At 71.1% G+C, this 24,170-nt stretch carries 22 protein-coding genes; 10 read left to right on the top strand and 12 right to left on the bottom strand.

Annotation, left to right across the window (positions count from 1 at the left end; all coding sequences use genetic code 11):
• The first annotated feature begins 246 nt into the window (after nt 1-246).
• Nucleotides 247-891, top strand: coding sequence for a TetR/AcrR family transcriptional regulator (locus tag ACFVTC_RS22205; RefSeq protein WP_390129546.1), 645 nt, complete (start codon nt 247-249; stop codon nt 889-891).
• A 267-nt stretch (nt 892-1,158) separates the two neighbouring features.
• Complete coding sequence (locus tag ACFVTC_RS22210; RefSeq protein WP_390129549.1) at nt 1,159-2,700, top strand: MFS transporter; 1,542 nt, start codon at nt 1,159-1,161, stop codon at nt 2,698-2,700.
• A gap of 168 nt (nt 2,701-2,868) precedes the next feature.
• Here the strand turns inward: ACFVTC_RS22210 and ACFVTC_RS22215 are convergent, their stop codons facing one another.
• Nucleotides 2,869-3,378 carry a MarR family winged helix-turn-helix transcriptional regulator gene (locus ACFVTC_RS22215; RefSeq protein ID WP_390129552.1) on the bottom strand — a complete coding sequence of 170 codons (510 nt, stop codon included), beginning with the start codon at nt 3,376-3,378 and terminating at the stop codon, nt 2,869-2,871.
• A 127-nt stretch (nt 3,379-3,505) separates the two neighbouring features.
• On the opposite strand from ACFVTC_RS22215, the gene ACFVTC_RS22220 reads away from it, so the two are divergent.
• Nucleotides 3,506-4,318 (top strand): dioxygenase, encoded by an 813-nt coding sequence (locus tag ACFVTC_RS22220; protein ID WP_390129554.1) that lies wholly within the window; start codon nt 3,506-3,508, stop codon nt 4,316-4,318.
• A 7-nt stretch (nt 4,319-4,325) separates the two neighbouring features.
• Here the strand turns inward: ACFVTC_RS22220 and ACFVTC_RS22225 are convergent, their stop codons facing one another.
• Entirely contained in the window at nt 4,326-4,880 is a 555-nt protein-coding gene (locus ACFVTC_RS22225) for a GNAT family N-acetyltransferase (protein ID WP_390129557.1), read from the bottom strand.
• Between the two features lie 209 nt (nt 4,881-5,089).
• On the opposite strand from ACFVTC_RS22225, the gene ACFVTC_RS22230 reads away from it, so the two are divergent.
• Nucleotides 5,090-6,091, top strand: coding sequence for an RNA polymerase sigma factor RpoD/SigA (locus tag ACFVTC_RS22230; protein ID WP_168528598.1), 1,002 nt, complete (start codon nt 5,090-5,092; stop codon nt 6,089-6,091).
• A gap of 668 nt (nt 6,092-6,759) precedes the next feature.
• On the opposite strand, the gene ACFVTC_RS22235 is transcribed toward ACFVTC_RS22230, so the two are convergent.
• Nucleotides 6,760-7,752: a helix-turn-helix transcriptional regulator gene (locus tag ACFVTC_RS22235; protein WP_390129559.1), complete on the bottom strand. Its 993-nt coding sequence runs from the start codon at nt 7,750-7,752 to the stop codon at nt 6,760-6,762.
• A gap of 62 nt (nt 7,753-7,814) precedes the next feature.
• Here ACFVTC_RS22235 and ACFVTC_RS22240 point away from each other — a divergent pair, with 62 nt between their 5' ends.
• The 5 genes from ACFVTC_RS22240 (at nt 7,815) to ACFVTC_RS22260 (ending at nt 14,345) form a co-directional block, all read left to right on the top strand.
• The gene (locus tag ACFVTC_RS22240; protein ID WP_390129561.1) at nt 7,815-9,440 is read left to right on the top strand and encodes an MFS transporter; all 1,626 of its coding nucleotides are present in this window, start codon (nt 7,815-7,817) and stop codon (nt 9,438-9,440) included.
• 296 nt (nt 9,441-9,736) lie between these two features.
• Nucleotides 9,737-10,498: a DeoR/GlpR family DNA-binding transcription regulator gene (locus tag ACFVTC_RS22245; protein ID WP_390129563.1), complete on the top strand. Its 762-nt coding sequence runs from the start codon at nt 9,737-9,739 to the stop codon at nt 10,496-10,498.
• On the top strand, nt 10,495-11,448 hold the full coding sequence (gene pfkB, locus ACFVTC_RS22250) for a 1-phosphofructokinase (protein WP_390129565.1): 954 nt from the start codon (nt 10,495-10,497) through the stop codon (nt 11,446-11,448). The genes ACFVTC_RS22245 and pfkB overlap by 4 nt, the downstream gene beginning before the upstream one ends.
• A gap of 388 nt (nt 11,449-11,836) precedes the next feature.
• Nucleotides 11,837-13,933: a fructose-specific PTS transporter subunit EIIC gene (locus ACFVTC_RS22255; RefSeq protein ID WP_390129567.1), complete on the top strand. Its 2,097-nt coding sequence runs from the start codon at nt 11,837-11,839 to the stop codon at nt 13,931-13,933.
• Nucleotides 13,934-14,069: 136 nt separating this feature from the next.
• The gene (locus ACFVTC_RS22260) at nt 14,070-14,345 is read left to right on the top strand and encodes a hypothetical protein (RefSeq protein WP_390129569.1); all 276 of its coding nucleotides are present in this window, start codon (nt 14,070-14,072) and stop codon (nt 14,343-14,345) included.
• Between the two features lie 61 nt (nt 14,346-14,406).
• On the opposite strand, the gene ACFVTC_RS22265 is transcribed toward ACFVTC_RS22260, so the two are convergent.
• From ACFVTC_RS22265 to ACFVTC_RS22280, 4 genes are all read right to left on the bottom strand, one after another.
• Nucleotides 14,407-15,165 (bottom strand): DUF6227 family protein, encoded by a 759-nt coding sequence (locus tag ACFVTC_RS22265; RefSeq protein ID WP_390129570.1) that lies wholly within the window; start codon nt 15,163-15,165, stop codon nt 14,407-14,409.
• 158 nt (nt 15,166-15,323) lie between these two features.
• Nucleotides 15,324-16,550: an Ig-like domain-containing protein gene (locus ACFVTC_RS22270; RefSeq protein ID WP_390129572.1), complete on the bottom strand. Its 1,227-nt coding sequence runs from the start codon at nt 16,548-16,550 to the stop codon at nt 15,324-15,326.
• 526 nt (nt 16,551-17,076) lie between these two features.
• The gene (locus ACFVTC_RS22275; RefSeq protein WP_390129575.1) at nt 17,077-18,108 is read right to left on the bottom strand and encodes a P1 family peptidase; all 1,032 of its coding nucleotides are present in this window, start codon (nt 18,106-18,108) and stop codon (nt 17,077-17,079) included.
• Between the two features lie 100 nt (nt 18,109-18,208).
• Nucleotides 18,209-19,441, bottom strand: a complete 1,233-nt coding sequence (locus tag ACFVTC_RS22280) for a low temperature requirement protein A (protein ID WP_390129577.1) — start codon at nt 19,439-19,441, stop codon at nt 18,209-18,211.
• Between the two features lie 103 nt (nt 19,442-19,544).
• Between ACFVTC_RS22280 and ACFVTC_RS22285 the strand changes: the two genes are divergently transcribed.
• Nucleotides 19,545-19,775 (top strand): hypothetical protein, encoded by a 231-nt coding sequence (locus tag ACFVTC_RS22285; RefSeq protein ID WP_390129579.1) that lies wholly within the window; start codon nt 19,545-19,547, stop codon nt 19,773-19,775.
• A gap of 142 nt (nt 19,776-19,917) precedes the next feature.
• On the opposite strand, the gene mscL is transcribed toward ACFVTC_RS22285, so the two are convergent.
• The 5 genes from mscL to ACFVTC_RS22310 all read right to left on the bottom strand — a co-directional run bounded on the left by mscL (nt 19,918) and on the right by ACFVTC_RS22310 (nt 24,091).
• Nucleotides 19,918-20,388, bottom strand: a complete 471-nt coding sequence (mscL, locus tag ACFVTC_RS22290) for a large conductance mechanosensitive channel protein MscL (RefSeq protein ID WP_390129581.1) — start codon at nt 20,386-20,388, stop codon at nt 19,918-19,920.
• A 126-nt stretch (nt 20,389-20,514) separates the two neighbouring features.
• Nucleotides 20,515-21,231 (bottom strand): hypothetical protein, encoded by a 717-nt coding sequence (locus ACFVTC_RS22295; RefSeq protein WP_390129583.1) that lies wholly within the window; start codon nt 21,229-21,231, stop codon nt 20,515-20,517.
• Nucleotides 21,232-21,461: 230 nt separating this feature from the next.
• A complete protein-coding gene (locus ACFVTC_RS22300; protein WP_390129585.1) occupies nt 21,462-22,340 on the bottom strand; it encodes an S-methyl-5'-thioadenosine phosphorylase in 879 nt (292 codons plus the stop codon).
• A gap of 90 nt (nt 22,341-22,430) precedes the next feature.
• The gene (locus ACFVTC_RS22305) at nt 22,431-22,760 is read right to left on the bottom strand and encodes an FmdB family zinc ribbon protein (protein WP_390129586.1); all 330 of its coding nucleotides are present in this window, start codon (nt 22,758-22,760) and stop codon (nt 22,431-22,433) included.
• A 68-nt stretch (nt 22,761-22,828) separates the two neighbouring features.
• On the bottom strand, nt 22,829-24,091 hold the full coding sequence (locus ACFVTC_RS22310; RefSeq protein WP_390129588.1) for an MFS transporter: 1,263 nt from the start codon (nt 24,089-24,091) through the stop codon (nt 22,829-22,831).
• Between the last annotated feature and the right edge of the window lie 79 nt (nt 24,092-24,170).

Below are 24,170 nucleotides of genomic sequence, written 5' to 3' on the forward strand. Positions count from 1 at the left end.
GCAGCCGCCCGGTCACCGACTGCACCCTGTGCGATCACCCTGTGTCGATGGATGCGCGGGCGCTCGCTGGAGGAGCCCGATCGTGGGTTTCTCGCCGAGGAAGGTGTGACGCGGGTCACAGGAAATGGGCGGGATCGGGGAAATAACCGGGGATGGTTTCCCCGTTTGGCATAGGTGTCCGAGTGAAAACGGGGAGTGAATCCCCGGATCACACCAGAGCCTTCACCTACTTCCGAGGAGCACGCCGTGGAGACCGCCACCCCCGTGAAGCGTCGGATGCCCCGGCCCCGAGCCGATGCGCTGCGCAACCGGGAGCGGATCGTCGCCGCCGCGCGCGAGATGTTCGTCGAGTTCGGCCCCGAGGTGCCGTTCGACGAGATCGCCCGCCGCGCCGGTGTCGGCAACGCCACGGTGTACCGCAACTTCCCCGACCGCGACGCGCTCGCGCGGGAGGTCGTCTGCTCGGTCATGGACCGCACGTCGGAGTGGATCGAGGCGGCACTCGTCGAGGGCGGCGACGCCTTCGACGCGCTGAGCCGCTTCGTGCACTTCGCGGCGGACGAGCGGATCGGCGCCCTGTGTCCCATGCTCTCCGCGGCCTTCGGCCAGAACCATCCGGACCTGTACGCGGCACGCGAACGGACCGTGGACCTGATCGAAGCGCTGATGAGGCGTGCCCGCGAGGCGGGCCAGTTGCGCTCCGACGTGGAGTCCGGTGACCTGATGGTCGCCGTCAGCCAGCTCACCCGGCCGCTGCCCGGCACCGCGTGTCAGGGCATCGACCGGTTCGTACACCGTCATCTGCAGCTGTTCCTGGACGGTCTGCGGGCACCGGCCCGCTCCGTACTGCCCGGAGTGGCGGCCACCGTGGAGGGCCTGCGAACAGCCTGACCGATCAGTCCAGAGCGATGAGTCCGGCGCGCGGCGCCGGTCCATGGCCCGACAGCAAGCCCGTAGCCGTAGTCCCGACCCGTAACCCGTAGTCCATCACCCGTAATCCGCAGTCCGTACCTTGTGATCCGTGCACGGCTTCCGGACCGCGGGCGCCGGACGTCGGACTCCGGACCCCGGACTCCCCAAAGCCTTCGGCCGTCGACGAGGACGAGCCGTCTCTTTCCCTCACCTTTTTCACTGCGAAGTACCGGAGTGGGTATCCCCATGTCTTCATCAGCAACACCGACAGCGGCGGCGGAAGCGGCCGACGCGCATTCCAACCGCTGGAAGGCACTCGCCTTCATCGCGCTCGCCCAGCTGATGGTCGTCCTCGACGCGACCATCGTGAACATCGCGCTGCCCTCCGCCCAGCGCGACCTGGGGATATCGGACGGCAACCGGCAGTGGGTCATCACGGCCTACGCCCTCGCCTTCGGCGGTCTGCTCCTCTTCGGCGGCCGCATCGCCGACCTGTGGGGCCGCAAGCGCACCTTCGTCACCGGCCTGATCGGCTTCGCCGGCGCCTCCGCGCTCGGCGGCGCCGCACAGGGCGAGGCCCTGCTGCTCGGGGCCCGCGCCCTGCAGGGCGCGTTCGGCGCGCTGCTCGCGCCCGCCGCGCTCTCCCTGCTCGCCGTGATGTTCACGGACGCCAAGGAGCGCGCCAAGGCCTTCGGCATCTACGGCGCGATCGCCGGTGGCGGCGGCGCCGTGGGTCTGATCCTGGGCGGTTTCCTCACCGAGTACCTGAACTGGCGCTGGACGTTCTTCGTGAACATCCCGTTCGCGATCATCGCCGCCCTCGGCGCGTACTTCGTCATCCGTGAGCCGGCCGGTGGCCGCAACCGCTCGCCGCTCGACATCCCGGGCGTCGTCCTGTCCACCCTCGGTCTGGTCTCCCTCGTCTACGGCTTCACCCGCGCCGAGTCGGCCGGCTGGAGCGACTCCAGCACGATCGGCCTGTTCGTCGCCTCGGCGGTGCTGCTCGCCTCCTTCGTCCTCGTCGAGTCCCGGGTCAAGGCTCCGCTGCTGCCCCTGCGCGTGATCACCGAGCGCAACCGTGGCGGTGTCTACCTCTCCCTCGGCCTCGCGATCATCGCGATGTTCGGCCTGTTCCTCTTCCTGACCTACTACCTGCAGATCGTGAAGGGCTACTCGCCGGTCAAGACCGGCTTCGCCTTCCTGCCGATGATCGCGGGCATGATCACGGGCTCCACGCAGATCGGCGCCCGCCTGATGACGCGGGTTCCGCCGCGGCTGCTGATGGCCCCCGGCTTCCTGACCGCCGCGATCGGCATGCTGCTGCTGACCCAGATGGAGATCGGTTCCTCGTACGCCGGTCTGCTGCTCCCGGCCCAGCTGCTGCTCGGCCTCGGCATGGGTACGGCGTTCATGCCGGCCATGTCCCTGGCCACGTACGGTGTCCAGCCGCAGGACGCCGGTGTCGCCTCCGCGATGGTCAACACCTCGCAGCAGGTCGGCGGCGCGATCGGTACGGCGCTGCTGAACACGATCGCCGCCTCGGCGACCACCTCGTACATCGCTGACCACATCGGTGGTGCCGCCTCCAAGCCGCAGCAGCAGCTGGTCCAGCTGCAGGGCCTGGTGAACGGTTACACCAACGCGATCTGGTTCGCCGTCGGCATCCTGGTGCTCGCCTCCGCGATCGCCGTGACCCTCATCAACACCGGCCGTCCGGACATGTCGTCGACCGTCGGCGCCGGCGAGGGCAGCGAGGACGAGATCAAGGTGCCGGTGATCGCCCACTGATCACCCGTGGCGCCGGTACTTCGCGTACGGGCGCGGGGTGGGGACGCCTCGCCCGTACGAATCCCAGGGTCCGCCCCGGTTCCGAACTCGTCGGAGCCGGGGCGGACCCGCGTCCGCGCACCCGCGTCCGCGCACCCGCGCCCACACACCCGCGCCCACGGCGGAGCGCTACCGCAACCAGGGCAGATCCGCGCCCGCGTCCTTGGGCTGGAGCCCCTCGGCGATGACACGCATGGCGTCGCCGAGGGCCTGGTGCTGCTCGGGGGTGAGCCGGTCGAAGAATGCCTGGCGGACGGCGCTGACATGGCCCGGCGCGGCCTGCCGCAGCATCTCGTGGCCCTCGTCGGTGAGCACCGCGAACTGGCCGCGCCTGTCGGACGGGCAGTCCTCCCGGCGCACCCACCCGTTCTTCTCCAGGCGGGCGATCGCGTGCGAGAGACGGGAGCGGGTGATCTTGGCGTTCATGGCCAGCTCGGTCATCCGCAGTCGCCTGCGGGGCGCCTCGACGAGTTGGACGAGCAGCCCGTAGTAGACGTGAGGCATGCCCGCGTCGCGCTGAAGCTGCCGGTCGAGGTGGTCCTCGAGGAGGGTGGCCGCGTGCATGTACGCACGCCAGGTGCGCTGTTCCTCGTCGGTGAGCCAGCGCGGCTCTTCAGCGGGTGCGGATGCCGTGTTCATGTACTCCACTGTACGAGCCTCTTCTTGAAGGTTAAACAAGTCGGGGGTAGAGTCGTGCCTGAAGCTTGAGACTTCAAATAACTGGCTGATCGGTTCCACGATGAATCCCTCGGAGGGAGTAGCCGCCATGTCCGTCGCCATGTCCGACGTCACCGAGGGGCGTGCCCCGCAGGAGCGCATGCCCGCCCTCTACCTCAGCCATGGCGCCCCGCCGCTGGCCGACGACCCGCTCTGGCCCGGCCAACTGGCCGCCTGGTCCGCCGGACTGCCCCGCCCCGAGGCGATCCTGATGGTCTCCGCCCACTGGGAGGAGGCCCCGCTGGCCCTCGGCGCGGTGGAGACCGTACCGCTCGTGTACGACTTCTGGGGCTTCCCCGAGCACTACTACCAGGTGCGATACGCGGCCCCCGGCGCTCCCCGGCTCGCCGAGTCCGTGCGGAAGCTGCTGCGCGCGCCCGGCATTCCCGTCCAGGACATCCCGGACCGCGGCCTCGACCACGGTGCCTACGTGCCCCTGGTCGAGATGTTCCCCGAGGCCGACATCCCCGTCCTGCAGATCTCGATGCCGACCCTCGATCCGGTGAAGCTGATGGACATCGGCCGCAAGCTGGCCCCCCTGCGTGATGAGGGTGTCCTGATCGTCGGCTCCGGTTTCTTCACGCACAATCTGGCGGCGCTGCGGCAGGGCGGTGTCCCGTCCTGGTCGGCGGAGTTCGACGACTGGGGGCACCGGGCCCTGGACGCCCACGACTGGGACGCCCTGCTCGACTTCACCCACAAGTCGCCGGCCGGTCGGCTGGCCCACCCCCGCACCGAGCACTTCGCCCCGCTGTTCGTGACGATGGGCGCGGCGGACGCCACCGGTGAACTCGACGGCCAGAAGTCCGTGATCGACGGCTTCTGGATGGGGCTGGCGAAGCGGTCGGTGCAGTTCGGCTGAAGTCCGCTCAGCCGGTGCGGTCGGAGCCGGGTCGGAGCTCCTTCTCGTACCAGGCGACATCCCAGTAACGGCCGAACTTCCGGCCCACCTCGCGGTACGTGCCGACGTGCCGGAACCCGAAGCGTTCGTGCAGCCGCACGGACGCTTCGTTGGGTTGTGCGATGCCCGCGTAGGCGCGGTGCAGGTCCTCCCCGGCCAGCGCCTCGAAGAGTGCCTCGTACAGGAGTGTGCCGATGCCGCGGCCGCCCGCGCCGGGGGCGAGGTAGACGGACACCTCGACCGAGGTGACGTAGGCGGGCTTGGGACGAAAGCCGCTGGACGTGGCGTACCCCAGAATCCGTCCACCCCCCGGTTCCCGGTCCGTGTCCGTGGCAACCATCAGGCGGTGAGGGCCGTCTTGCAGGTGGGAGAGCAGCCACGGACGGCGCTCCTCCGGTGTGAGAACCGCTGTGTCGAAGGTGATCGGCGTCTCGCGCACATAGTGGTTGTAGATCTTGGTGAGGACGCCGAGATCGCTCTCCACTCCGGCCCTGACCTGCACATCTGTACGTTCTGACGTCATCTGACCCCCTGCTGTGGCGGCACAGGGTACTGCATGATCAGAAAAATAGGGGAACGGGTTGGGAATTCTGTCCGGATTCCAGTCGTTGTTTCCTTCGGATGCCGGGCACTCGGATGAGTGGCCGAGCCGCCACCAGGACTCGCAAGCCCTCCTCCCGCTCCCGGCTCCGGCTCGAGCGGGGGACACACCCGATACGCAAGGGAGCACGCATGGCAACCCGTGCCGTCGCCCGTCGTCAGTCCGCCACCGGCGAGACCCGCGACGCGGCACGCAGTGTTCGCGCCGTAGGCGGCGAAATCGCCGACCGCGACCTGGTCGGCATGTACCTCGACGAGATCGCGCGCACGCCCCTGCTCGACGCCGCCAAGGAAGTCGAGCTGTCCCAGACCATCGAGGCGGGTGTGTTCGCGCGGCAGATCATCGACGGCGAGGTGGATGCCCCCAAGGCGGACGCGACCCGTGAGGAACTGGACGCGCTCATCGCCGAGGGCGAGCGGGCGAAGGACGTCTTCATCCGCTCGAACCTGCGGCTGGTCGTCGCGGTGGCCCGCCGCTACCCCCGCAGCGGCCTCCCGCTGCTGGACCTGATCCAGGAGGGCAACGCGGGCCTGGTGCGCGCGGTCGAGAAGTTCGACTACCGCAAGGGCTTCAAGTTCTCGACGTACGCGACGTGGTGGATCCGTCAGGCCATCACCCGCTCCATAGCCGACCAGTCACGGACGATCCGCCTCCCCGTGCACCTCGTCGAGGAGCTCGGCAGGATCCGCCGCGTGCAGCGCGAGTTCAACCGCAAGAACGGCCGCGAGCCCGAGCACGCGGAGATCGCCGCCGAGCTCGACTCGACCCCGGCGCGCGTCGGCGACGTGCTGGACTGGGCCCGCGACCCGGTCTCGCTGAACATGGCGGTGGACGACAACGGCGACACGCAGTTCGGTGACCTCCTGGAGGACACCTCCGCCGTCTCCCCCGAGCAGTCGGTGCTGACGCTGCTGCGCAGTGAGGAGCTGGACGACCTGATCGGCCGCCTCGACCAGCGCACGGCCTCGATCATCAAGATGCGGTACGGCATCGACGACGGCCGCGAGCGCACGCTCACAGAGGTCGGCAAGGAGCACGGCCTCACCCGTGAGCGCATCCGTCAGATCGAGAAGCACGCGCTGCTCGAGCTGAAGAAGCTGGCTCGCGACACGGGCTTCGACGCGGCGGCGTGACCGAGGTCCGCGTGACGAGGGCGATGTGACGAGGACGACGTGACGAGGACGACGTGACGAGGACGACGTGACGAGAGCGACGTAATGAGTACGCGCGGTTCGCGCGGTTCGTGCGGTTCATACCGTTCCGCTCCGCGTATGGTTCGTAGGGATCCGAAGCACCCGTCCGGCAGGTCCGGACGGTGCGGCAGATCCGTATCCGCTTGAGGTCGGCCATAACTCGACCGGACATGGCCATGTAACGCCGCTTCAAAACGCTGAGCTCTGGGCACAAGACTTCAGGGCCCAGGGTTCAGGGTCCCGGGGCGTACGCTCCAGACCCCCCAGAACCGAGTCCCGACGCACTCCCCCCCCGCGCCGGGACTCTTCCAGAGCCGAGCTTCGGCGCCTCCCCCCCCTGGCGCCGGGGCTCGGCTCCATTTTGTCTCCGCTTGTGTCCGCGCCCGGGATCCTCGGGCTCGGGGCCTTCGTCCGGGGAGGGGGACGGGGCGGGCCGGATTTCGGGCAGGCCGACGGGCCACCCCGTACCTGAACCCCGGGGTGACCCGGAGGGCAGAGTCTGCCACAAGGGCAAATCCTGCCGACCGTGACCGGTGCCGTGCGCCGGGCCGCCCGGTAGCGCTACGTGATCTTCCCCCGGGCCGTCGGCGCACCCCGTCCGGCGTACGTCACCCGCCGACGGTGCCGAAGTCCTCCGCGCCGCCCGTCGCCCGCGTCAGACGCTCGCCCAACTCCCTTATGTAGCCGACCAGTTCCGGTGGCTGACGGACCGTGAACTCGCAGTCGACCAGGGCGATCCGCACGGCCAGCCGCTCCACCGAGTCACCGACGGAGGACCGCAGCCGGCAGCTGTGCTCGTCGATCGGTTCGGGCGCGCCGAGCCAGTGAGGCAGCCGGGCCGCGACGAACGCGGCGGGTGCGGCGAAGGTGACCTCGAAGTCGTACGTCTCCTGGCGCCGGTACATCGACTGCCGCAGATACTCCGCGGCGTTCCCCGCGGGCAGCTCGCGCGGGGTGAAGCGGACACCCGTCGCGGAGGGTTCGGTGACGCGGTCGACGCGGAACGTGCGCCAGTCGGCGCGGTCGAGGTCGTACGCCACGAGGTACCAGCGACGGCCGGTGGAGACGAGCCGGTAGGGCTCGGCCTGCCGCCGCGAGGGTGTTCCGTCCCCGGAGCGGTAGGCGAACCGCAGCCGCTCGCGGCCGGCCACCGACGAGGCGATCACGGTCAGTGTCTCGGGTGCGATGGTCGCCCCGTCCCCACTGGTCAGCGGGGTGGTCGCGGCCTGCAGAGTGGACACGCGGTGCCGCAGCCGGGACGGCAGCACCTGCTCCAGTTTGGCGAGGGCCCGTACGGAGGCCTCGTCCACGCCCTCGACCGCGTGCCCGGCGCCCGCCCGCAGACCCACCGCGATGGCCACCGCCTCCTCGTCGTCGAGCACCAGCGGGGGCATCGCCTTGCCGGCCACCAGCCGGTAACCGCCGTCGGCGCCCTTCGTCGCCTGCACCGGATACCCCAGCTCGCGGAGCCGGTCGATGTCGCGGCGGACGGTGCGCCGCGACACCCCTAGCCGCTCGGACAGCTCACCGCCGGGCCACTCGCGGGGCGTCTGGAGGAGGGAGAGCAGCTGGAGAAGCCGGGCCGGCGTGTCCGTCGTCATGTTTCCCAGAGTGCCGCACATCTAGGACATGATCTGACCTAATGGGGGCTTACCTTCTTCTCATGACCTCCACCGACATCCCTCCCAGCGGCGTGGCCGTGCGGGCGCCGGGCCCGGCCGACCGGCGGCGCTGGTTCGCCCTGGCCATCGTGATGACCGCGGCCTTCATGGACCTGGTCGACGTGACGATCGTCAACATCGCCATCCCGTCCATCCAGCGGGACGAGGGCGCCTCGTTCGGCCAGATCCAGTGGATCACGGCCGGCTACGCGCTGGCCTTCGCCGCCGGCCTCATCACGGGTGGGCGTCTCGGTGACATCCACGGCCGCAAGCGGGTGTTCCTCCTCGGCATAGGCGGATTCACCCTCGCTTCGGCGCTGTGCGGCTTCGCCGCGAACCCGGAGATGCTCGTCGCCTCGCGGATCCTGCAGGGCGGCATGGCCGCGATGATGGTGCCGCAGGTGCTGTCGATCGTGCACGCCACCTTCCCGGCGCACGAGCGGGGGAAGGTCTTCGGTCTCTTCGGCGCGATCATCGGTCTGGGCGCCGTGTCCGGCCCCCTCCTCGGCGCGCTGCTCACCGAGTGGAACCTGTTCGGCCTGGAGTGGCGGCCGATCTTCCTCATCAACCTGCCGGTGGGTGTCGTCGCGCTGATCCTGGGACGACGCTTCATCAGCGAGTCCAAGGCACCGAAGGCCCTCAAGCTCGACCTCGTCGGCGTGGCTCTCGTGACGCTGGCCCTGCTGATGCTGCTCTACCCGCTGACCCGCGGGCGTGAGCTGGGCTGGCCGCTGTGGGGGTACGGGTCGATGGCCGGCTCCCTCGTCGTCTTCGCGGGACTGGTGGCGTACGAGAAGCGGAAGGCCGCGCGGGACGGTTCGCCGCTGGTCGAGCTGTCGCTGTTCAAGGTGAAGAGCTTCGCGGCGGGCATCGCCGTACAGACCGTCTTCGGGGTCGGCCTCGGCATCTTCTTCCTGGTGTGGACGCTGTACATGCAGGTCGGTCTGGGCTGGACCCCGCTGCGGGCGGGGCTGACCGGGGTGCCGTTCTCGATCGCGGTCTCGGCCGCCGCCGGTATGTCCGTGCAGCTGCTCGTCCCGCGTTTCGGGCGCAAGGTGCTCCAGGCGGGCGCGCTGATCATGGCGGTCGGCGTGGTGCTCTACATCTGGGAGGCCGACCGGTACGGCATGTCCATCGCCTCCTGGCAGATGGCCCTTCCGCTGGTGGTCATGGGCGCGGGCATGGGCTTCATCGTGGCGCCGCTGACCGACGCGGTGCTGTCGGAGGTACCGCGTGAGCACTCAGGTTCGGCGTCCGGTCTCATCAACACCGTGCAGCAGATGGGCAACGCGCTCGGCCTGGGACTGGTCTCGGTGCTGTTCTTCGGCCGGATCGCCGACCGGCTCACCCGGGTCCAGGTGGGCCCGGCCTTCGTGAACGCCTTCCAGTACGCGCTGGGCTGGGTCGCGGCGATCATGGCGGTCATCTTCCTGCTGATGTTCGCGCTGCCGAAGCGTCCGGCGCAGCATGTGGAGGGGGCGGGGGAGGAGCCCGTCGGAGAGGGGTCCGTCGGCGAGGACCCCGCCGGGGAGGAGCCCCCGTCCGCCGGGCGGGGCGGTGTCCGGGACGAGGTGCGCTCGTCGGGCGACACCACGGTGTCCGACGGTGGGCCGGTGCTGACCGGCTGATCCCCCGAGGTCCGACAGCGAGCGGCCCGAGGGGCCGGCGCCCAGGTCATGTGCCCGCTCTCCGTCCGCGGAGGGCGGGCACCGGCCGTTCGCGCGGGCGGGCCCGGTGGGCCCGGTGGCGAGGACGGTCCGCAGGCGGGTGCGGGGATCGGTCAGGTCTGCTCTCGGGCCGCCTCCGAGGAGCGTCGATGCCTGTTTGTGTCCGTCCAGCGTCCGAACCTGTTTACTTTCCGGAAATCCGGGCGTAGCCTCCGACTGAAACCACAGATTCGGGCATCAGTCGGAGGCGAACGGACATGTACGCACCGGAGCGGCAGCAGGAGATCCTCCGGCTGGCTCGTGACGGCGGCCGGGTGGACGTGCTGTCGCTGGCCGAGGAGTTCCAGGTGACCGCGGAGACCATCCGGCGTGACCTGAAGACCCTCGACCGCGCGGGTCTCGTGCGGCGGGTGCACGGCGGTGCCATACCCGCCGGGCGCCTGGACTTCGAGCCCGATCTCGCCGAGCGCGAGTCCACCGCGGCCGACGAGAAGGACCGCATCGCCCTGGCCGCCGTCGCGGAACTGCCCGGTGACGGCACGGTGATCCTCGACGCGGGCAGCACGGTCGCCCGCCTCGCCGGCGACCTCCCGCTGGAGGCGACGCTCACCGTCGTCACCCACAGCCTGCCGATCGCGGCCCGCCTCGCGGACCACCCCGGCATCCAGCTCCACCTGGTCGGCGGACGTGTCCGGCACCGTACGCGCGCCGCCGTGGACGCCTGGGCGCTGCGGGCGTACGGCGAGATCCGCGCCGACGTCCTGTTCATCGCCGCCAACGGCTTCTCCGCCGAGCACGGACTGACCACCCCCGACCTCGCCGAGGCCGCCGTGAAGCGCGCGGCCGTCCAGGCGGCACGCAGGGTGGTGCTGCTCGCCGACTCCTCCAAACACGGCCAGGAGCACTTCGCCCGCTTCGGCGATCTGAGCGACGTGGACCTGCTGATCACCGACACAGGTCTGAGCCCGGAAGACGCCACCGACATCGAGCGCGGTGGCACGGAAGTAGTACGCGCATGATCCTCACCGTCACCCCGAACCCCTCCCTCGACCGCACGTACGAAGTCCCCTCGCTGGACCGCGGCGAGGTCAACCGGGCCACCGGCGAACGTGTGGATCCCGGTGGCAAGGGCGTGAACGTCTCGCGCGCGGTCGCCGCGGCCGGGCGGCGCACGATCGCCGTACTGCCCCTGGGCGGCGCGCCCGGCGCACTCGTCGCCGAGCTGCTCGACGCGCAGGGCATCGAGGTCGCCCCGGTACCGGTCGCGGGAGCCACCCGGTCGAACATCTCGGTCGCCGAACCCGACGGCACCCTGACGAAGATCAACGCGCCCGGCCCCGAACTCTCCGCCGCCGAGGCCGAGTCGCTGCTGGAGACGGTGCGTCGGCAGTACCGTTCCGGCGACACCGACTGGATCACCTGCTGCGGCAGCCTGCCGCGCGGACTGGGACCCTCCTGGTACGCCGACCTCGTCGCCCGTGCCCACGCGGCAGGTGCCCGGATCGCCCTGGACACCTCGGGACCGGCGCTGCTCGCGGCGTTGCGCGAGCGGCCGGACGTGGTGAAGCCCAACGCGGAGGAACTCGCGGAAGCCGTCGGGCGCCCCCTGACCACCGTGGGCGACGCGGTCAAGGCCGCCGAGGAACTGCGCGAGATGGGCGCGGGCGCCGTGCTCGCGAGCCTCGGTGCGGACGGGCAGTTGCTGGTGGACGACTCGGGAGCCTGGTTCGGCAGCGCCCAGGTGGACGCCGTACGCAGCAACGTGGGCGCCGGTGACTCCTCGCTCGCCGGTTTCCTGATCGCCGGGGGCCGCGGCCCGGAAGCGCTCGCCTCCGCCGTCGCCCACGGTGCCGCCGCCGTGCAGTTGCCCGGCAGCGTCATGCCGAAACCGGCCGATCTCGACCCCGCCGGCGTGACCGTCACGACGGAGATCCCCGTGGACCGCGTCCTCACGGAGCCGGTGTCATGACGGACCCCGCCGCCGCGAGCGCGGCCACGGGTCGACGCACGCTTCCCGGACCGGCCTCGCGGGCGTCGGGCCGCGGTCCCGGCCGGAAGGTACCTCCTGGCCGGGCGCGGAAGGTGCGGCGTACCTGCGCGGTGGCGGATGCGTCTCCCGGCCCGGTTTTGAAGAAACCTCCCGAACGGGGGCTGAGGTGGGGGGACTTCCCGGTTCCCGCCCACAGCATCCTCCACGGCGCCGTCCCCGCAGATCCCGCAGATCCCGTCATCCCCTCGGACCTCACCGTCCCCGCACCTCCGGAGTCCTCCGCGTGCGGCACCCCCGTCGTCACCCCCGTCCCCGTCCTCACCCCCGCCCACTCCCCACGGGCGATACGCGTGCGAAGGAGCCCGCGATGAGCGAGATGATCACCGCGGACCTGGTCGATCTCGACCTGTCCGCCGAGACCAAAGAGGCGGCGGCACGTGCCCTCGCCGAGCGCATGGTTGCCCAGGGCCGGGTCACCGACCTCGACGGCTTCCTCGCCGACGTGGCCGCCCGCGAGGCGCAGATGCCGACCGGTCTCGACGGCGGCATCGGCATCCCGCACTGCCGGAGCGAACACGTCACCGAGCCGACGCTCGCCTTCGGGCGCAGCGCCGCCGGGATCGACTTCGGGGCGCCGGACGGCCCCGCCGACCTGATCTTCCTGATCGCCGCTCCTGCGGGCGCCGACGACGCGCATCTGACGATCCTGTCGGCGCTGGCCCGCCAGCTCATGAACGCCGGGTTCACCTCCGCGCTGCGGGCCGTGGACGACGCGACGGCGGCGGCCGCGCTCATCCGCGGGGACGAGTCCCCGGCGGCCGCGGCGGCCGGTGCGGCCGCGTCCCCGGTGACGACCGGGGCCGGGGCCTCGAAGGCGGCCGAGGTGGCCGAGGATGCCCAGGACTCCGTGGCGGTGTCGGCGGCGGCCTCCGCCGACACCGCCACGGACACCGCCGCCGAGCGTCCGTTCCGTATCGTCGCCGTCACCTCCTGCCCCACCGGTATCGCGCACACCTACATGGCGGCCGAGTCGCTGGAGAACGCGAGCCGCGCGGCGGGAGTCGAACTCACCGTCGAGACACAGGGTTCGGCCGGGTTCACCCGGCTCGATCCTGCGGTCATCGCGGACGCGGACGGCGTGATCTTCGCGCACGACGTGCCCGTACGGGACAAGGACCGGTTCGCCGGGAAGCCGACCGTGGACGTCGGTGTGAAGGCGGGCATCAACCGGCCCACCGAGCTGATCTCCGAGGTCCGTGGCAAGGCGGAGCGCGGCGAGGTCACCGCGGGCTCCGCCCCCGGCACGCCGGTGGAGCGCGCCGGTGCCGCCGGTGAGGGCTACGGGACCATGCTCCGCAAGTGGCTGATGTCCGGCGTGAGTTACATGGTCCCGTTCGTCGCGGCCGGCGGTCTGCTGATCGCCCTCGGGTTCGCGATCGGCGGCTACCAGATCAACAAGGCGCCGTCGGTGATGGACCACTTCGTGTGGACCCAGGGGGACAGCTGGGGCGCGCTGCTCTTCCAGATCGGCGGCGTCGCCTTCGGGTTCCTCGTCCCGGTGCTGGCCGGCTACATCGCCTACGGCATGGCGGACCGGCCCGGTATCGTGCCCGGCTTCGTCGGCGGGGCGATCTCCCTCACCATCAACGCCGGTTTCCTCGGCGGCCTGGCCGCCGGTCTCATCGCCGGTGGTGTGGTGATCGGGATCCAGAAGGTGCGGATCCCGGCGGCCCTGCGCGGCATCATGCCGGTGGTGGTGATCCCGCTGATCTCCGCGGCGATCGTCGGGTTCCTGATGTTCGTGGTCATCGGCAAGCCCATCGCCTCCGCGCAGAAGGGCATGACCGACTGGCTCAACGGCCTCACCGGCTCCAACGCCGTCCTGCTCGGCGCACTGCTGGGGCTGATGATGTGCTTCGACCTCGGTGGCCCGGTCAACAAGGTCGCGTACACCTTCGCCACCGCCGGTATCGCGGTCGCCAGCCCCAGCGACTCGGCCATGAAGATCATGGCGGCCGTGATGGCGGCCGGTATGGTGCCTCCGCTCGCCATGGCCCTCGCCACGACGGTGCGCGGCAGGCTCTTCACCCAGACCGAGCGCGAGAACGGCAAGGCGGCCTGGGTCCTGGGCGCCTCCTTCATCTCGGAGGGCGCGATCCCGTTCGCGGCAGCCGACCCGCTGCGTGTCATTCCCTCCGCCATGGCGGGCGGCGCGGTCACCGGAGCCCTGTCGATGATCTTCGGCGCGACGCTGCGGGCCCCGCACGGTGGCATCTTCGTGGTCCCGCTGATCGGCAACCCGTTCCTCTACCTGATCGCCATCGCGGCCGGCGTCTGTGTCACCACCGCCCTGGTGGTCGTCCTGAAGGGCATGCGGAAGCAGGCTTCCGCCGGTGCGGGCGCGGGTGTGGCGGAAGTTCCGATAGCGACGAAGGCCGACACCACGGAGCCGGTCGCCGCCTGAGGCGCGCCCCCGTCCGCCCGATTGGGGCGGTGGTGAGCCGTTCACCGCACCTGCGGGAGATCGACACCTTCGCGGCATCTGCGATATACGTCACGGTCCGGGGCCAAGCCCCGGACCGTGGTGTCTACTGGTGCGTATGCCTGAGCATGTATCGATCTCCCAGTTGATAGGCGTGGCCGTCCTCGCCCTCTTGACCGTCGTCTGGGCCATCGGTCTGATCCGTCTGACGCGCCGGGCCCGCGCCGCGGGACTGCTGGGGCCCACGCGGCCCGCGCGGTCCCACGGCGCCGTGCTGCGGGCGATGCCCCACCAGCGGCGCTCCGGCCCTGTCGCCGAGTCCGTCGAGCTCACCCCCGAGGAGCGCGCCGCGTTCGCGGGCCTGGTGCGCCAGTTCAGCGACAGCCGCCCGTAGAACACGTGCCCCGTGGCGCCGCACCCGTGTGCCCTGCGACACCGGGCAGCGTGCAGTCGGGTCAGCCGAGCCGCGCTGCCCGGCGTTCCATCGCGGCGCGGGCCGCGTCCTCCGTCGGGTAGACCTCGCACATGTGCCGACCGTCCGGCGTCGCCGTGTGCTCGACCTCCCACAGGGAGATCTCCCTGCCGTCGCGGAGCAGGAACGCGTGCTCGTAGAGCGAGAAGCACAGGCCGGCCTGGCCCACCTGGCCCGCCCGGCAGGGGCGGCCGAATGCCTGGGTGATCTGGTGCGCGAACGCGGTCCGCAGCAGCAGCGTCGCGAGGTCGGGACCCGGCCGGTCCGCGTTCTCCGCGCGCCGCAGCAGACGCCGCGCGTGATCCGCCGAATCGTCGGGCACGTACGCGTGTCGCGGCTCCGGGATCGGCGACAGCCCGACCGTCACCGGCAGCTCGAAGTCCGGCGCGTCCGACGGCAGCGGCAGCCGCGCCGTGGCGGCACGCAGCTCCTCCTCGTCGACGTACACCTCGTGCTGCGGCTCGCTTCCGGGCGCCGTGTTGTGCACGAGCTCCCACAGCGTGACCGCGGAGCCGTCGGCGAGCAGCCAGGTGTGCCGGTACGTCTCGCGGTGCAGCCCCGCGCTGTGGTGCGCGGAGTGCAGGGAACTGTCGTGCGCCAGCGCGCAGTCGAGCCGGCGTATCGCCTCGTCGGGCAGTTCGAAGGAGTTCAGGGCACGGCCGAGGAGCCGCGCGAGGTGCTCCTCCGGAGACTCGGGCGACTCGGGTGGTTCGTACGCTGCTGTCTCGTACGGAACGCTCAAGGTTTCTCCCGGCGTTGCTGCATGTCACCTTGTGGGTGCATACCGTAGCCCCTCGGTCCGACATCATTCCTGGGAACCGAGAAAACGTACGGACACAAAAACGAGCGGGCCGCGCGGCAAGTTCCCACACGGCCCGCTTCGGCGTCAACGCCCCTCCGTCAGGCGGTATTTCCCGCGGTCCACGCGCTCCACGACATGTTCCAGCCGTTCAGCCCGTTGTCGGGCGCGACCGTCCTGTCGGGCGAGTTCTTCACCGTCACGACATCCCCGACCAGGGAGTTGTCGTAGAACCACTTGGCGGTCGTGTCCCCCTGCGCGCCCTGCACATCGGCCATTCCCACGCAGCCGTGGCTGGTGCCCTGCCGGCCGAAGGGCGGATTCCCGCGGCTGTACCAGTAGTTGCCGTGGACGAACGTCCCCGACGACGTCAGGCGCATCGCGTGCGGCACGTCCGGGATGTCGTACTCGCCGCCGTAGCCCACCGTCGAGCCGTTCATCCGCGTCTGCGCGAACTTCTCGGAGATCACCATCTGCCCGTTGTACGTGGTGTGCTCAGGGCTGCCGGCCGAGATCGGCACCGACTTGAGGGTCTTGCCGTCCCGGACCACCGTCATGGTCTGTGTGTTGACGTCGACCGTGGAGACCTGGGAGCGGCCGATGGTGAAGGTGACTGTCTTCTTCTGCACTCCGAAGACGCCGTTCGCCCCCTCGACGCCGTCCAGGTCGATCTTCATCGTCACCTTGGAGCCGGCCTTCCAGTACTGCTCGGGCCGGAAGTCGAGCCGCTGCCCGCCGAACCAGTGCCCGACCACCTGCTGACCGCTGCTGGAAGTGACGGTGATGTGCGACTGCACGGCCTTCGGCTTGCTGATCGCCTTGTCGAAGGTGAAGGAGACCGGCATCCCGACGCCGACCGTGCTGCCGTCGTCGGGCGTGTACGTACCGATGAAGCTGTTGCTCGAAGAGACCGTCGTGAAAATGGCGTTGGCGGCGGCCGTGCGCCCGCTCGCGTCCTTCGCGGTGGCCGAGATCTGGTACTTCGTCCCACGCTCCAGCCGCGCCTTGGGCTGCCAGCTGCCGCCATCCGCGGATATCGCCCCCGGTACGGCGGCACCGCTCCCCGACACCGTCATCTTCACGTCCGTCAGCTTGCCGTCGCTGACCTTCACTCCGGTCGCGTTGATGGACGCGCTCGTCGAACCGTCCTTGGCCGAGATGGCGATCTTCGCCGTGGACGTCCTGGCCGAGCCGCTGCCGTTCTTGCCGCCCTTGCCTTCGGTGTCGGCACTGGCGTTGCCGCCGCAGGCGGTGAGGGCGAGGGCGCCGACCATCAGGGCGGCACAGGCCCCCAGTGCGCGCCGCGCTGCTGAGTTCGGCGTATTCACGGGCTTCTCCAGTTCCTTGTGGTGTGGGTGATCCGCTCCGGTGCGTGGGGAAAGAGCGAGCGGTGGAGAGAAGGGTTCCCACGATCTCCGCCTGACGCCGTCCGGTGACAGAACCGGGACAATCGCCCCCTTCACGACCGCCCCGGAGCCACCGCCCACCGGCTGCCGACCTCCGGCCACCGCCCACCGGATGTGGACGTCCGGCCACCGCTCACCGGATGTGGACCTCCGGCCACCGGCGGCCAACCTCCGGCCACCGGCGGCCAACCTCCGGGCTCCGGCCACCGACCTCCGGGCTCCGGCCACCAACCTCCGGCCACCAACATCCGGGCTCCGGCCTCCGACCTCCGGCCACCAACCTCCGGGCTTTGGGCTCCGACCTCCGGCCACCAACCTCCGGGCTTTGGGCTCCGACCTCCGGCCACCAACCTCCGGGCTTTGGGCTCCGACATCCGGCCTCCGGCCACCGGTCACCGACCTCCGGATGTCGGCTCCCGGCCACCCGATGCCGGCCACTGGTTATCGACTACCGGCTCCCGTACAACTCCTCGTACGACGGCCACATCCCGCCCGGACCGTCCACCGGGCCGGCCGCCCGTACCGCCCGTACGATCGCCCGTGTCACCAGGTCCGCGCCGGCCGCCAGAATCTCGTTGAGCGCGAGCGGGTCCCCGGCGGCGAGCGGCCGGACGCCGGTGGCCAGCGCGAACACCGTGTCCCCGTCGTTGAGCAGATGCACCGGCCGCACCGCGCGGGCGATGCCGTCGTGCGCCGTCCCGGCGAGTTTGTGCGCCTGCGCCCGGGTGAGGACGGCGTCGGTCGCGACGACGGCGAGTGTGGTGTTCAGCGGCGGCGGCGTGTTCCTCGCGGCGGCCTCGGCTAGCCGCTTCCGAGCCGCCTCGTGGACCCCGGACGCGGGGTACTCCGCCCGCCCGCCCCCCAGCAACTCCCCGTACAGCGCGCCCGTCTCCGGATCCATCGCCGATCCCGCAGCGTTGGCCACCACCAGCGCGGCCACCGTGATCCCCGAATCGAGTACGGCGCTCGCCGACCCGACCCCGCCCTTGACCGCCCCGACCGTCGCCCCGGTGCCGGCGCCCACGCAGCCCTCCGCCACCGGGGTGCCCGGTCCACTCGTGGCCGCCGCCTCGACCGCGGCCCGGCCCGTGGCGGCGTCCGGCCGTGCCCGGAAGTCGCCGCCGCGGCCCAGGTCGAAGACACAGGCGGCGGGCACCACCGGTACGACGTGCGCTGGATCGACGCCCACCCGCACGCCGCGGCCCCGCTCCTCCAGCCAGGCCATCACCCCGGACGCGGAGTCCAGCCCGTACGCGCTGCCGCCGGTCAGGACGACCGCCTCGACCTTCTGCACCAGATTGCGCGGGTCGAGCGCGTCGGTCTCCTTGGTGCCGGGTCCACCGCCGCGCACGTCGACGGCCGCGACGGCGCCGCCCGGGGGAGCGAGCACCACGGTGGTGCCGGTGAGCCAACCGCCGCCGGTGCGTGTCGCGTGCCCCACGCGCAGCCCCGCGACATCTGTCAGAGCGTCAACTGTCATGGGCCCAGTGTTTCCCCCGCCCCGCCCTCGGCGCTCCCCCTCCGTCCCGCGCCTCCTCCGCGTCCGCCCGTCCGCTTGTGCCCGCGCCGATCGAGCGGCTCTACGCGGCCCCCGCCGTCTCCCGTCTCTCGGGTGCGGTCATCCGCGCGGTCAGCATCATTCCCACCGCCACCGCCAGGGTCGCCACGATTCCGGCCACGAGCACCGCCCAGTCGCCGAGGAACGTGCACAGGATCACCAGCAACGCGGCCGTGGGCAGGACCAGTTGCTGAGCGGTGCCCACCTTGAAGTGGCGTGCGTGCAGGAGCCACACCATGAGGAAGTACAGAGCGGTCGGCAGTGTCACCGCGGCGGACGCGGCGAGCGTCGAGATGTGGGCCTTGCCGACCGCCTGCTCGACCGCGACCTCCAGACCCGCGCCGATCGCGGCCGCCGACGAGAAGATCAGATAGTGGCCGTACCCCCACAGGAACGACTGTCTGTTGGACCGCAGGAAGCCGTGGATGGGCACCGCGAAGTAGATCCACCAGGCGGCGAACACGATCAGCAGGCCGCCCACGGCGATGGGCAGCAGACGGCCCAGCGCGTCGTGCTCGTCGACGCCCGTCTTCACGGCGACCGTGGCCGCGGAGACCGACTCGCCGAGCACGATGATCGTGAACAGGCCGAACCGCTCGGAGATGTGGTGCGCGTGCCACGAGGTGACGTAGTCCTTCTCCGCGTACAGCGGGACGCACATCTCCAAGGGGGCCATCACCAGGAACACCCAGCCGCGGCCCGACTCCGGCAGGACCAGCAGTCCCAGCCAGCCGACCTGGCACAGCAGCACGCCGACCGCGTACCGCAGCGCCATCGTTCTCTCGGCGCCCTCGGCGGAGCGCGCCGCTCGGAGCCACTGGGTGATCAGCGCGAACCGCATGATCACGTAGCCGAGCCAGACGGCCAGGAAGACGTGGTTCTCGAACGCCCGCGACACACCGGCGGCGAGCACCAGCACACCGGCGATCTGCACCAGTGTGACCACCCGGAAGAGCGCGTCGTCGTTGTCGTACGCCGAGGCGAACCACGTGAAGTTCATCCACGCCCACCAGATGGCGAAGAAGATCATCACGTAGTTGAGGATGCCCTCGCCCGCGTGACCCCCGGCCATGGAGTGCATCAGCTCCGCGCCGGCCTGGGCGATCGCCACGACGAAACACAGGTCGAAGAAGAGCTCCAGCGGCGTCGCGACGCGGTGCGCCTCGTCCCGCCCCCGGGCGGTCATCCTGCGCAGGGGCCCGAGCCGGGACGTGCCGGGCGTCGGTGCGGACTCGGAAGCGGAACTGGACGTCATGCGGCCAAGCACAGCAGAAAAGAACCCGGAGCGCCCACGCGGGGGGCCTGATCCGCCGGTCGTGGCGCGGGGGGCCGGCACGCCCTCGGCGTACCCTGGACGCATGAGCAGCACCCCCGCGCCCGAACCGCGCGATGCCCCGCAACCGCGCACCGAGTCTTCCGGGGAGGTACGCCCCGCTCCCCGGAAGCCGACACTCGTCTTCGACGACCCGCTGAGCCAGCAGTCCTCCGACGACACGGACCGGGGATGGGGCGAGCGGCCGGGCGGCGACGCCGACGGCGCCGCCGACCTGAAGCGTTTCCTCGACGAGAAGCCGCCCCACCACATCTGAGCCCGGCAACGGGGCCGCCGAACGCGGCCCCGGCGCCTTCGGGACCGGCCCCCGCCCGGTCCCCACCGCGACAACACACGCAGCCGCGGCAACACGCTCGGCCGGGACGGTCCCGGCCGGCACAGCCCCGGCCGGGTCAGCCCTAGTGGGGCCTCTGCCCCGAACCGCGCTGAGCCAGCAGAGCGTCGCGGATCTCCTTGAGCACTTCCAGCTCGGACACCTCGATGATCTCCTGCGTGCCTTCCTTCGCCTTCTGGCGGGCGGCCTGCCGGGCCAGGAACTTCGACATCGGCAGGACCATCAGGAAGTAGACGACGGCCGCGGTGATCACGAAGCTGAGCGTGGCGCCCAGCACCGAGCCCCAGAGGATCCGGACGCCCGTGGCGGTGTCCCCGCTGCCCTGGCACGGCCCCTTCAGACAGGAGCTGTAACTGTCGAGGTTCTTCGTGCCGACCGCACCGACCATCGGGTTGATGATGCCCTTCACCACCGAGTTGACGATGTTGGTGAAGGCCGCTCCGATGACCACCGCGACGGCCAGATCGATGACATTGCCCCGCATGAGGAAGGTCTTGAAGCCCTCCCAGACGCCGGGTTGCTGCTTCTCGCTCACCAAGAGGCCCCTCTGTACAAGTTGTGGAACAAACAGCTCCGCAACCTACGGCAGGGCATGTGGGCGCTGTCCAATCCGGTAGCTCCCGTGCGGGACTTGACACCGATTCGATATCCGGCGGAGTCCTCAGCACAGTGTCACCGCCAACCGTGCGGTGATGCCCGCACCCGCCAGCCGTGCCGCGGTGGGCCGGGGCACGGACAGCACGACCAGCGCACCGGGCTCGGTACCGCCGGAGTCCGGTACCGCGCTCACCCGGGCCCCGGCCGCGACGACGCGGCCCTGGCCGCGGCCGTCCGACGCGATCACGTCGACACGATCCCCGGACCTGAGCAGCCGCACCGTCGCCGCGTCGGCGATCCGCACCGGCGCCGCCACCATCTCGACCCCGCCCGACCCCCGTACGGAACCGGAAGGGGAACCGGACGAGGAAGAGGAAGCGGAACCGGAAGGGGAGACGGCGGCGGACGTGGGCGGGGACAAGGCCGAGGTCGAGGACGCCGGCCGGCCACGTGCCCGCTCCGCGGCTCGGGGGCCGGCCGCCACGAGGGCCGCCGCCGTGACCGCGAGCCCCGCGGCCACGGCCCGCCGCCGGTAGCGGGCGAGGCGCCGCAGCCGGTTCCGGCCGCCGTGCACACGAACGGGCGAGAACTGCGGCACCTCGCGGGTCGGGGGCGCGTCCACGCCCGGCGGACGCAGGTCGCCCACGTCGTACGGGTCGTAAGGGTCCGAGGTCGGCCCCGTGTACGGGTGCGAGGTCCGTCCCGCGGGGACCTCCGCTTCCCAGGGGAGGACGGGGGCCGCGGGGAGCGGGCGGGGGGAGAAGGGGGAGAGCTGGGCCATGGAGAACCACCACCTGCGACGAGGGACCGGGCTTGCGATCCCACGATGAGGCCTCGCGGCGAATCCCGTCGGAGCCGGTGGATCACCGACGATTTGTGGACAACTCCCTCACCCGAACGAGAAGTTCCGCACGCCCCGACCGGTCTCCCCGCAGGTCGCCGTCCCCCCTCGCCCCTTCACCGTCCCCTCCCGCCCCTTCCCCCTTCCCGCCCCTTCCCGCCCGCCGACGGTCACGGCAGGCGGAACCCCGGGTCCATGCCCCCCATCGCCGTCGTGCACAGGCAGTCCCGCGTCCCGTTCTCCGGCAGCCCCGCCACCACGTCGAACAACACGCCCCGCAGCCGGTCCACGTTGGCCGCGAACACCTTGAGGACATCGTCGTGCGAGACGCCCTCGCCGGCCTCCGCGCCCGCGTCCAGGTCGGTGACCAGGGTCAACGACGTGTAGCAGAGCTCGAGTTCACGGGCGAGCGCCGCCTCGGGATGGCCGGTCATGCCCACCACGGACCAGCCCTGCGCCTGATGCCACAGCGACTCGGCGCGGGTGGAGAACCGCGGCCCCTCGACCACCACGAGCGTGCCGCCGTCCACCGGCTCCCAGTCCCGACCGCGCGCCGCCTCCAGAGCGGCCTTGCGGCCGACGGGGCAGTAGGGGTCGGCCAGCGACACGTGCACCACGTTCGGCACGGTGCCGTCCGGCAGCGGCAGTCCGTCGAAGTACGTCTGTGCCCGCGCCTTCGTCCGGTCGACCATCTGGTCCGGCACGAGCAGCGTGCCCGGCCCGTACTCGGGGCGCAGGCCGCCCACCGCGCAGGGTCCGAGGATCTGCCGGGCACCGACGGACCGCAGTGCCCACAGGTTGGCCCGGTAGTTGATGCGGTGCGGCGGCAGATGGTGGCCGCGGCCGTGGCGTGGCAGGAAGGCGACCCGTCGCCCGGCGATCTCGCCGAGGAACAGGGAGTCGCTGGGCGGCCCGTAGGGGGTGTCCACCTGTATCTCGGTCACGTCGTCGAGGAAGGAGTAGAAGCCCGAGCCGCCGATGACACCGATCTCGGCCACGCCGGACGCCTGCTGCCCGGCCGGGTTCACTGGGTTCTCCGTGTTCGCCATGGACCGCACCCTAGCCGGGCCCGAGGCACACCGAAGACCCTGCCGTCGGTGACGGCAGGGTCCGGTAGGAATCGCGTCCCGCTGGGCGGACTACGCGGCGGAGCTGCTGGACGACCCGCTGCCCGACGACTTCGACTCCGACGACGACGAGGTCGTCCCTGACGAAGACGAAGATGACGAAGAAGACGACGACGCCGGTGAGGGCGTCGACGGCTTGGACGCCGGCGAGCTGGTCGACGAGGAGCCGCGGCTGTCATTGCGGTAGAAGCCGGAGCCCTTGAAGACAATGCCGACGGCCGAGAACACCTTCTTCAGGCGGCCACCGCAGTTGGGGCACTCGGTCAGGGCATCGTCGGTGAACTTCTGCACCGCCTCGAGGCCCTCGCCGCACTCGGTGCACTGGTACTGGTAGGTCGGCACTTGTCTTCCTCCTGGCACTCTCACTCAGTGAGTGCTAACGACGGTCCATAGTGACGTATTCCGAGAGATCAGTCCACTGTCACCGGCACTCGGTGACCGACGCCACGTGCGACGGTACGGCCGGCGGGTCGTGTCCCGAGCCGTGAACGCAGGGCCACCAGGGTGACCAGCGCCAGGGCCGTACCGCCCATCGGCACCAGGAATCCGGCGCCGTCCCACAGGCGGTCCTCCATCTGCCCGGCCACCGTGACGGCGGCGGCCTGCCCGAGGGCGACGGCGCCGGTCAGCCAGGTGAAGGCCTCGGTGCGGGCACCGGCCGGCACCAGTCCCTCGACCAGTGTGTAGCCGGTGATCAGGGCGGGGGCGATGCACATCCCGACCAGGAGTCCGATGCCGATGAGCACGGCCACCGAGTGGGCGGCCCACAGCCCGGAGGTGGTGAGCGTCAGGGCGGCGTACCCGATGACGAGACGGCGCCGCGGGGCCACCTTCCAGGCGATGGCGCCGCAGACGACGCCCGACAGCATGTTGCCGGCGGCGAAGACGCCGTACAGCACACCGTTCATGCCGGGCTCGCCGATGGACTCGCTGAACGCGGCGAGCGAGACCTGCATGCCGCCGAAGACGGAGCCGATGCCCAGGAAGGTCACGATCAGTACGCGCACCCCGGGGATCCGCAGCGCGGAACCGTGCTCCACGCGCGCGTGGCCCTCGCGGGCGGTGGCGGGCTGGGTGCTCTTCTGCGCGGCGAAGAGAAGGCCGCCGACCAGGGTCAGCGCGGCCTCGGTCAGCAGGCCCGCGGCCGGGTGCACGGTGGTGCACAAGGCGGTCGCGACCAGCGGGCCGAGGACGAAGGTCAGCTCGTCCGTGACGGACTCGAAGGCCGCCGCGGTGCTCATCAGGGGCGAGTCCTGGAGTTTCACGCCCCAGCGGGCGCGGACCATGGGCCCGATCTGAGGCACCGAGGCGCCGGTCGGCACGGCGGCGAGGAAAAGGGCCCACAGAGGGGCGTCCGACAGGGCCAGGGCGGTCAGGCAGAGGGCGGCCAGGACGTGCACCAGGACGCCGGGCAGCAGGACGGCCCGCTGCCCGTGACGGTCGGCGAGACGGCCGGTGAAGGGCGCGAACACCGCCATGGAGACGCCGGTGGCCGCGGCGACGGCGCCGGCGGCCCCGTACGAGCCGGTGGTGTGCTGGACGAGGAGGACGAGGGAGATGGTCAGCATCGCGAACGGCTGGCGCGCCGCGAAACCGGGAAGCAGGAACGTCCAGGCGCCGCGGGTGCGCAGCAGCTGTCCGTACCCGGGGCGGGAGGTGACCGTGGATGCCACGGCCCGTGCCTTTCTGCCGCCTGGTAGCGCGCCCGTGCGGGGGCGCCGAGAGCTGTCCTCTTGCGCGGAACTGCGGTAG

It is taken from the genome of Streptomyces sp. NPDC057950 (genome assembly GCF_042887295.1).
Lineage (GTDB): Bacteria > Actinomycetota > Actinomycetes > Streptomycetales > Streptomycetaceae > Streptomyces > Streptomyces kaempferi.